Genomic DNA, 241 nt, shown 5'->3' with positions numbered 1-241 from the left:
CATCGGTGTGGGCGATCACCTGCTTCGTCGTCCGCACAGAGCACCGCTCGAAGGGAATCGCGTCGAAACTGCTCGACGCCGCCGTCGAGCATGCTCGAGCACACGGCGCCCGCGTCGTCGAGGGCTACCCGCTCGACACGGAGATCAAGCGGTTCTCGAGCAACGAGCTCTATCACGGGACGCTCTCCGCCTTCCTCGGCGCTGGCTTCACCGAGACCGCTCGCCCCGGCGCCGCTCGTCC

Annotated in this window: 1 protein-coding gene; it reads left to right on the top strand. The window is 68.0% G+C overall.

Annotation, left to right across the window (positions count from 1 at the left end; translation table 11 throughout):
* Positions 1 to 241: N-acetyltransferase (locus tag KVT44_RS56745; protein WP_217577128.1), on the top strand; the 241-nt coding region annotated here is incomplete at both ends.

It is taken from the genome of Streptomyces sp. GbtcB7 (assembly GCF_019091445.1).
GTDB classification, from domain to species: Bacteria; Actinomycetota; Actinomycetes; order Streptomycetales; family Streptomycetaceae; genus Streptomyces; species Streptomyces mirabilis.
The sequence above is the reverse complement of the archived record's forward strand: the minus strand, read 5'-3'. Positions and strand labels throughout refer to the sequence as shown.